The organism is Pseudoalteromonas sp. 78C3 (genome assembly GCF_002836695.1).
Lineage (GTDB): Bacteria > Pseudomonadota > Gammaproteobacteria > Enterobacterales > Alteromonadaceae > Pseudoalteromonas > Pseudoalteromonas arctica.
The window spans coordinates 20,253-29,614 of sequence record NZ_PJAV01000158.1 but is presented as its reverse complement, the minus strand read 5'-3'; the positions used below and the strand labels follow the sequence as shown (position 1 = coordinate 29,614).

Annotated in this window: 10 protein-coding genes; all 10 read right to left on the bottom strand. The window is 38.9% G+C overall.

The genetic code is table 11. The annotated features are described in order from the left end of the window. A partial coding sequence (locus CXF76_RS13930) for a right-handed parallel beta-helix repeat-containing protein (RefSeq protein ID WP_101163974.1) occupies positions 1–797 on the bottom strand: 797 nt, incomplete at its 3' end. A 237-nt stretch (positions 798–1,034) separates the two neighbouring features. Further along, entirely contained in the window at positions 1,035–1,772 is a 738-nt protein-coding gene (locus CXF76_RS13925) for an FNR family transcription factor (protein WP_007585636.1), read from the bottom strand. Between the two features lie 67 nt (positions 1,773–1,839). Next, positions 1,840–2,511: a sulfite exporter TauE/SafE family protein gene (locus tag CXF76_RS13920; protein WP_007585638.1), complete on the bottom strand. Its 672-nt coding sequence runs from the start codon at positions 2,509–2,511 to the stop codon at positions 1,840–1,842. Continuing rightward, a complete protein-coding gene (gene ccoS, locus CXF76_RS13915) occupies positions 2,504–2,671 on the bottom strand; it encodes a cbb3-type cytochrome oxidase assembly protein CcoS (protein WP_002963071.1) in 168 nt (55 codons plus the stop codon). Before ccoS ends, CXF76_RS13920 begins: the two co-directional genes overlap by 8 nt. Further along, on the bottom strand, positions 2,668–5,043 hold the full coding sequence (locus CXF76_RS13910) for a heavy metal translocating P-type ATPase (protein WP_101163973.1): 2,376 nt from the start codon (positions 5,041–5,043) through the stop codon (positions 2,668–2,670). Before CXF76_RS13910 ends, ccoS begins: the two co-directional genes overlap by 4 nt. Before the next feature lie 8 nt (positions 5,044–5,051). Beyond that, positions 5,052–5,543, bottom strand: a complete 492-nt coding sequence (locus CXF76_RS13905) for a FixH family protein (RefSeq protein WP_010554059.1) — start codon at positions 5,541–5,543, stop codon at positions 5,052–5,054. Positions 5,544–5,692: 149 nt separating this feature from the next. Further along, complete coding sequence (ccoP, locus tag CXF76_RS13900; protein WP_024590464.1) at positions 5,693–6,727, bottom strand: cytochrome-c oxidase, cbb3-type subunit III; 1,035 nt, start codon at positions 6,725–6,727, stop codon at positions 5,693–5,695. Continuing rightward, positions 6,724–6,909, bottom strand: a complete 186-nt coding sequence (locus tag CXF76_RS13895; RefSeq protein ID WP_010554061.1) for a cbb3-type cytochrome oxidase subunit 3 — start codon at positions 6,907–6,909, stop codon at positions 6,724–6,726. Before CXF76_RS13895 ends, ccoP begins: the two co-directional genes overlap by 4 nt. A 6-nt stretch (positions 6,910–6,915) precedes the next feature. Beyond that, positions 6,916–7,590, bottom strand: a complete 675-nt coding sequence (gene ccoO, locus CXF76_RS13890) for a cytochrome-c oxidase, cbb3-type subunit II (RefSeq protein ID WP_010554062.1) — start codon at positions 7,588–7,590, stop codon at positions 6,916–6,918. 12 nt (positions 7,591–7,602) lie between these two features. Further along, positions 7,603–9,036 carry a cytochrome-c oxidase, cbb3-type subunit I gene (ccoN, locus tag CXF76_RS13885; RefSeq protein WP_007585649.1) on the bottom strand — a complete coding sequence of 478 codons (1,434 nt, stop codon included), beginning with the start codon at positions 9,034–9,036 and terminating at the stop codon, positions 7,603–7,605. Between the last annotated feature and the right edge of the window lie 326 nt (positions 9,037–9,362).

The following is a 9,362-nucleotide window of genomic DNA, read 5'->3' as shown; positions in this document are numbered from 1 at the left end:
GGCTTGTTTGGATAAGCATTGAGTATAAATTTTTTTGTGTCTAAAAAAGTATTCGCAATGATTTTAACATTTGAATAATAGGTCAGCTCGATAGCAGTACCTTTTGTATTTCTAAACGTATTATATCTTACTAAAGCCTTAGACACTGGCTTTACAGAGGCGAATTTTAAAGAGCCTTTCATGCCTTCGAAAGTATTATTTTCAACTCTAATATCATGCGTACCACCAAAGTTATTATTCCAAGGGTGAGTTGTCGTAACTTGCGTGATATTTTCAAAGTAATTATTACTAATCTTGATTCTGAAAGAATTAATAGGTCCTTCGAAAGAAGATAAGTGAGAAGAAGTAGCTCTAATTGCTGCATCTCCGAAGTTAAAAAATTGATTATGATGCACTGAAATATCAGAAGAACCAGCTAAAAGTAAACCTTGCTCGCCCCAAGCGTAATTAACCTTATCTTTTGTTAGCCCTTCAAAGATGAAGCCTTCAATAGTTACAAAATGTGAGTTATAGAAAGCTAAAATATATTCACCTTCAAATCTATCACACTTTCTCAGCACTACTCCCTTTTTTGCAGAGATAACAACATTACTGATGTTTTTAAAAATTATAGCTGAGCAAATATCATAAACGCCTGGTTGTTCAATAATTAATTCACCATTCTCCTCAGTGTTCAAAATTAATTCTTTTAACGATTGAGAGTCATCGGCCCCATCATCTGGAATCATGAAACTTAATGCTTGAGCACTGAATATACCTAAAGAAAAAATAAACAAGAGACATAAAATATTACGCATAATATTTCCTTTCATTTAGTGAATAAAATAGAAGTTTTTAACGATGATAAAATTGCATTATTGCTTTTGTAAAATGCGCTGCGCCAAATAATGGTACTGAGTTAAATGAAGTTCTTTATTTGTAGAACTTTAATTAAGCCCACTTCTAAAGTATTAGTCGAAGGTAAGTGTAATTGCAATAATTACACTTTATTTACATAACAATTACGAGTAAAGGATTGTTATTCGAGGCAGGTACTAACGAGGTTTTACTATTGCTGCGGTTTTAGCCAAGGCATCATTATCTAAAATTGTAATAAATTTACCCTCTACTTTAATTAAGTCAGCTTTTTGAAAACGACTTAATAAACGGCTAATGGTTTCTACTGTTAGGCCTAAGTAATTGCCTATTTCGCCACGAGTCATTGTAAATCTAAATTCTTTACGCGAAAAACCACGCTCACCAAAACGCTCTGACAGGTTATAAATGAAACTAGCTAAGCGTTCCTCTGCTGATTTTTTATTGAGTAATAGCAGCATTTCTTGATCGTATGTAATTTCACTGCTCATTAAGCGCATTATTTGTTGGCGAAGCTTTGGTAATTTTCCTGATAGTTCATCAAGAGTATCGAATGGGATTTCGCACACCATTGACGTTTCAAGTGCTTGCGAAAAACTGGGATGAGTCATTTTACTTATTGCGTCAAAACCAACTAGGTCGCCCGCTAAATGAAAGCCGGTAATTTGCTCATCACCTCGCTCCGATAGCGTGTACGATTTAAATGAACCAGAACGAACCGCATAAATAGCCTGTAAAGGTGCACCTGATTCAAATAGATAGTCGCCTTTATGGAGTGGTTTTTTTCGCTCAATAATTTCGTCAAGCTTGTCCATTTCTTGGCCATTAAGTGAAAATGGCAAACACAATTGACTAATACTGCAGTTATTACAGCTAATAGCACAATTACCTTTAGCGCGACTTTGAGAGAAATCCATAATTTAATCCGTTTAAATTTTTATACACGACTGCAAAATAACCATAAAGGTTAATAATGCGAATAGATTAATGTACCAGTTTGTCAGTTGCAATAATCAATAAGTAGATACCATACCAAATTATAACACTGCCTAATACAATTCGGGTCCATGGATGGTTAATAATAGTATTTAGTTTTTGCGCGGTAATGCCTAATGTGATCATCGCGGGAAAAGTACCCAAAGCGAAGCAAAGCATAACTAAGGCACCGTCTAGGGCACTTGGGCTAGTCATCGCCCATGTAAGCGCTGAGTATACAAGCCCACAAGGTAGCCATCCCCACAACGCACCGTAACCTAGGGCTTTAAAAGGAGAGTTAATAGGCATTAAATATTTATTTAGCTTAACAATATGTTGCCACACCAAGGTTTTACCAATTTTCTCTAACCATTGCAAAGTAGGGCCCAAGCGCATTATATACACACCAACGAGGAGCATAAAAATAGCTGCAATGAACGAAAGTACTAAAGAGAAGGAGGTGTTTTGCCTTGCAAATTGGCTGCTAATACCAGCAACAAGTGCGCCTGCTGCCATGTAGCTCAGAGCACGTCCAATATTATAAGCAAATGAATAGGTAAATGTTTTGCGTTTGTCACTTGCTAGTTGTAATGAGCTTGCAATACCGCCACACATAGCAATGCAATGACCGCTACCTATTAGCCCCATTAAAAAAGCGCTGGTATAAAGAGGGTCAATCATTACTTTTGTTATGTTGCTCTTTGTCATCTTCAAACAAAATACTATGACCTTGCTTGTTTAAGTCAGAAAACTGCTCGCTTTTCACTGCCCAAAAGAAAACACCAATAGCAATAATGACGAACAAAATGGCGATAGGGATCAAAATGTAAATTATGCTCATAACTTTAATAGCCTTAGTGAATTACTAATCACAATAATTGAGCTGGCAGACATGCCAATAACAGCCATCCAAGGAGCAACTAAGCCCAACGCTGCCAGTGGTAATATTGAAGCATTATACAATAAAGACAGCGCAAGATTTTGCTTAATAATACGTCTGGTTTGTTTTGCTACATTAAGTAAGTGACCAATGGAGGCTAAATCGCTATTAAGAAGTACTACATCGGCGCTATTTTTTGATATGTCTGCACCGGTTTCCATAGCAATAGATAAGTGCGCACTAGCAAATACCGGGCTGTCGTTTACACCATCACCTACCATTGCAACGACTTCATTTTGTGAAGACCATTGCTCAACGGCGGTTTGTTTATCTTGTGGAGAACATCCAAATTGCACACTTTCAAGTTTAAGTTGCTTAGCTACTTTTTGCCCAGCATCTGACGCGTCACCGGTTAACATGTGACACGTTAAGTTTTGCGATTGAAGTGAGTCTATAAGCTTTTTAGCATCGCTTTTCACTTTATCAACAAAGTAAAAACGTGCAACAACTTGCTTATTTATATACAAGCTCGCTTGTGCATTTGATTTTTTGCTATTAAACCAACCACTTTTACCAATTGCGTAATGATTAGTTGCATCTTGTGCGCTAATTCCCAGCCCTGGATGTACTTCAACGTTATTAAGACTGCGGTGAGCTGGCGTAAACTCATCAAATGCACTGGCGATAGGGTGCTCAGAATAACGCTCTAGCATGGCTGCCATATCTAGCACTTGCGCTTTTGTATACTGTTTATCGATTATATCTACTTCATCAAGGCTAAATTTACCTTGCGTAAGCGTGCCCGTTTTATCAAATGCAAATAAAGTAATTTGAGAGAGGGTTTCGAGCACATGCGCTTGTTTTATCAATACACCTTTGCGAGTAAGCGTTGCCACCGCACATGTAAGCGCGGTAGGTATAGCTAAGCTCAGGGCACACGGGCAGGTAGCAACTAAAACCGAAATGGTAATCCAAAATGCGTGTTCAGGATCAATTTGGTACCAGCCAATGGCTGTAAGTGAAGCAAATATAAGCAGGCACGCTATAAACCATTGCGCAACTTTATCTGTAATTTCAACCAGTTTAGGGCGTTTAGTTAATGCATTATGTTGCAAGCGTATAATTTGATTTAAAAGCGTATTTTGGCCAATTTTATTAATTTTTATTTCAATAACGCCGTCGTGGTTAACGCAGCCGGCGTAGACATTGTGGCCAATAAATTTTGTAACGGGTTGATGTTCCCCCGTCATCATTGATTCATCAACCGTAGTTTTACCTTTAATTAATTCGCCATCGGCAGGAATTGTTTCGCCGGCTTTAATGAGTACTACGTCATTAAGTTTTAGTTTTTTGGCTGCTATTATAAGCTCTTCGCCACTTTCGTTAATAGTGCGGGCTGTTAATGGCAATAATTTTTGTAAGTTGGCAGTAAATTCGCTCGCTTTTAAACGCGCTCTAAATTCAAGGTACTTACCTAATAAAAGTAAAAAGGTAAACATGCACACAGATTCAAAATACACTTCGCCGACTTGCATAAATGTGGCGTAACAACTTGCGCCAAACGCACCAAAAATAGCCAGCGATACGGGTAAATCCATATTGAGCTGTTTTGCTTTTAAGCCATTTATAGCATTGGTTAAAAAGGGCAGTGCGCTATATAAAATAACCGGAGAGGCCAGTACCAAGCTGATCCATCTAAAATACTGCTCAAAGTTACTGTCCATGCCTGAAAACATGCCAAAGTACATGGCGAACGCAAACATCATTACTTGCATGGTCATTAAGCCTGCAACACCTAAACGGCGAATATAGGCTTTGGCAGTTTGTTGTTTTTGCTTAGCTTCAATATCTGATTGAAATGGGTAGGCTTTATAACCAATTTTAGCTAAGGAAGTAATAACCTCACTCAACGGGGTGCTGGTTTTATCCCATTGAATCATCGCGCGGTTGGTAGATGTATTTACATCAACACGCTTAACTGAGGTTAAATTTAAGAGTTGTTTTTCGATAAGCCATGCACAAGCGGCGCAGGTTATACCTTCAACGCTTAATAATACCTCTGAGATATTATCGCTAGTGGCTATAAATTCGTCTTGAATGTCTTCGTTGTCATAACTTTTTATAAATGCGAGTTGCTCAGGTACCAGCTGTTCGACCTTTCCAGCACGAACCGTTCGGTATTTATAATAATCGGTCATACCTTGATCAACAATATTTTGCGCAACAGCTTGGCAGCCAATGCAACACATTGGCTGGGCAATATCGTCAATTATAACGTTTGCGCTAAATCCGTTTGGCACACTTTCAAGGCAATGAAAGCAAGAGTTAGACATAGTTATTACTACTTATAATTAGGAGTAACTAAAACGGTTTGTTCAGTTGGTAACGTTATATTTTCTTTCATTTTCCAACTGCCATCTATTGGCTCAATAAATACTGAGTAGGCGCCTTGTGTATACTCATTAAGTAATGCAGTAAATTCCTGATTGGCATTAGGAGTAAGTGTTGCTTCAAAGTCATGCGCTTTAATGGTGCGATGGTAAAACGAGAGCTTTAATACATGCACGTTACTGCTGTCGCCTTTTGTAAACTTAAAGCTTACACGCTCGTTGGTTACATTCAATTCGCCATGTAAATAAAGTGCTTTTGCTTTTTCAAACTTAGTCAGTTCTAAGTTTATTGCTTTACCTTTTTTGTAGTAGTCGTCAACAACCATATCTGGACCGTTACCTATTGCCGTAATAAATAAGCTAATACAGCCAATAATGGCAACTAACGGAAAAAAGATTAAAAACCAAGGCCAAAAATTTTTATACCACGGAGTAGGTTGCATAGTGTCTCTAAAATTAGTTTAGGAAGCGTTATTTTATAGGAATTATACGTAAAAGACTAAAAAAAAGCCTCACAGTGGAGGCTTTTTTGATCTGGATTAATCTATTGAATTAAATAAATTAATTTATAAACATTTTATTAACCGCGTGCTTATTTATCTTGCGATAAACTGTAAACATAGGCAGTTAATAAGTGAATCTTATCTTCACCTAAAATGTCTTTCCATGCAGGCATTACACCGGCACGGCCGTGGTTAAGAGTTTCTTCAACAGCACGTTGAGAACCACCATATAACCAAATGTTATCAGTCAGGTTAGGCGCGCCAAATGGTAGGTTATGTGCAACCGACCCTTTACCGTCAGCACCATGACATGCGGCACACATTGCAAACTTAGCGGCACCTGCGTCTGCGTCTTTTTGGTTAACAGTACGCCCAGAAAGGCTCAGCACATGTGCTGTCATTTCTTTAACGCCTTGTTCGCCAAGAGCAGGACCCCAAGCTGGCATTGCTGCAATACGACCATAAAGAAGTGTTTCTTTAATTTTGTCAGGTGTTCCGCCATATAACCAATCTTTATCAGTTAGGTTAGGGAAGCCAGTACCACCACGTGCATCAGAGCCATGGCATTGCGCGCAGTTTTGTGAGAATAAACGCTGACCAATTTCAATGGCGACTTGGCCATCTGTTTGCTCATGTTTATTATCATTATCAAGTGCTATTTGCTGCGCTGCATCACCTTCAAATTTAGAACTAACTAAATCTAAAACGGGTACTTGTGCAAGTTTATTAAAAATAGGACCAAAGCGCTCTTCTGCAGCTTCGTACTCTTTATCAAGTTTTACAAAGCGACCATCCGCTTTTGCCTCTGCAACTGCTTTTTTAGATTCAGCTAAAGACGTAATACCTTGGTTAGAGCTAGTCCATTTACCAAAACCTTCCCAGTTACCTAAACCTGGGAAAGCTGCAAGGTAATATACCGACCAAGCAAAAGTTGCGAAAAACATGTAAGTCCACCATTTTGGTAGTGGATTATTTAGCTCTTCAATACCGTCAAATTCATGTCCACAGCTTTCACCTTCTTCTACGCCTGCATAGTTTTTTAAGTTCCAAACTAATAAGCCAAAGATGATGCATAAGCATGCAAGGGTTAATACAATAACCCAAATACTCCAAAAGCTAGTCATTTTTCAGACTCCTTTTCCTCGTTAGAGAGCGTGTTGTCATGTTTTTTTTCATCTTCAAAAATGGCATTAGCTGCGCTGTCGAAACGAGTTTTGCTTCGCTTGCTATATGCCCATGCAACAATCACAATAAACAATACTAAAATTACCAGAGTCAAAATACCTCTGTATGTTCCGTAATCCATAATTTTTTACTTCAAGTGGGTACCAAGTTGCTGTAAATACGCGATGAGAGCTTGGATTTCTGTTGCGCCTTTGCCATCATTCATAGCATTAACTTTATCAACATCTGCTTGAAGCTCTGCATCATCGCCATAACCTAAACCCGGATGTTTTGGGTTTTCTGGGTTAATAGCAAAAGTATCACGGAAAAGTTGTAGTTTTTTCAGAGTAAGGCTTGTATCAACCGTATTCTCTGCTAACCAAGGAAAGCCTGGCATGTTTGACTCAGGAACCACAGCACGTGGATCAACTAAGTGAGCATAATGCCAATCGTCCGAGTAGCGCTTACCAACACGAGCCAAGTCAGGACCAGTACGTTTAGAACCCCATAAAAACGGATGATCCCATACTGATTCGCCTGCTACAGAGTAGTGACCATAACGCTCAACTTCATCACGAAAAGGACGAATCATTTGTGAGTGACAGTTAGAACAACCTTCACGCACGTAAAGGTCGCGGCCTTCCATTTCTAAAGCGTTAAGAGGGCGTAAACCCTCCACTGGTTTAGTTGTATCGTCTTGAAACATTAGCGGAGTGATCTCAACTAACGCGCCAAAGCTAATAGCAAAAACAGTCAGAATAGCCATAAGGCCAACGTTCTTTTCTACTATTTCATGTTTGTTTTGTGAATTTTTCTTGCTCATCATCTCACTCCGTTATGCTAATTGTGCTTGCGCGTCTAGTTTCAGAGATTCTTTCTCAGCTGAAATAGTGCGGTAAACGTTATAAGCCATAACTAACATACCCGTTACGATGAATACACCGCCTACAAAGCGCATGATATAGAAAGGATGCGACGCTTCTAAAGACTGCACAAAGCTGTACATTAATGTACCGTCAGCATTTACTGCACGCCACATTAGACCTTGCATTACACCTGAAATCCACATTGCAACAATGTATAAAACAACACCTACAGTGTGTAACCAGAAGTGGGTATTAACCAATTTAACGCTATACATACGACCTTGCGCGAATAACGCAGGAATTAAGTGGTAAATAGCACCAATTGAAATCATAGCAACCCAACCTAGTGCACCTGAGTGTACGTGGCCGATTGTCCAATCTGTGTAGTGAGATAACGCATTTACAGATTTAATTGCCATCATTGGACCTTCAAACGTAGACATACCGTAGAAAGACAACGAAACAACTAAGAAGCGTAGTACTGGATCAGTACGTAGTTTATGCCACGCGCCAGATAGCGTCATAATACCGTTAATCATACCACCCCAAGACGGTACGAATAGGATAATAGACATAACCATACCTAAACTTTGCGTCCAATCAGGAAGCGCTGTGTAGTGAAGGTGATGAGGACCAGCCCAGATATATAATGAAATTAGAGCCCAAAAGTGAACTACCGATAAACGGTATGAGTACACTGGACGACCTGCTTGTTTAGGTACAAAGTAATACATCATACCCAAGAAACCAGCAGTAAGTAGGAAACCTACAGCGTTATGACCGTACCACCACTGAACCATAGCATCTACCGCACCAGCGTAGATTGAATATGATTTAGTTAACGATACAGGCACTGCCATGCTGTTTACAATGTGTAGTACTGCAACAGTAATAATAAAGCCAGCATAGAACCAGTTAGCAACATAAATGTGCGACACTTTACGCTTGATTAAAGTACCAAAGAATACAATAGCGTAAACAATCCAAACCACAGCGATTAAAATATCGATTGGCCATTCAAGTTCTGCGTATTCTTTTGAGCTAGTAATACCAAGTGGTAATGTAATTACTGCTAATACAATAACTAGCTGCCAGCCCCAAAAAGAAAAGGCGGCGAGTTTGTCTGAGAAAAGACGCGTTTGACAAGTACGTTGTACGACGTAATAAGACGTCGCAAAAAGTGCACTGGTACCAAATGCGAAAATTACTGCGTTCGTGTGTAACGGACGTAGTCGAGAGTAAGTTAACCATGGTGTATCAAAGTTAAGTGCTGGCCAAGCTAATTGGGCAGCAATCAGAACCCCAATACTCATGCCAACGATGCCCCAAATCACTGTCATAATAGCGAATTGGCGTACAACCTTATAGTTATACTCAGTTTGTGATGCTACTGTTTGGCTCATTTTCTGGCTTCCGCTGCAATAAATGCGTTTAGAAATGAATTACCCACCTTTAAAAGTGGGGCCTACTATTTTCTCAAGCGTGTTATCTAAAACTTTCAATACATGAAAGCTTCAGAAAAAAAAATTGAGAAACCCTTATTTTTTGCGGGTGAAATGATAAATTTTTTGGCCTAAAAAAGATAGGTCAATTACATAAAATTATGACATCAATCAATGTTTGTGAGCTTGTTGTTTATTTTTTGATACAGTTTGTGCCTAATTTGGCTTAATAGTAACACTCGCACTTGTTATTTGCAGTCGCGATTATTAGTATTTGTTTTTCTTTA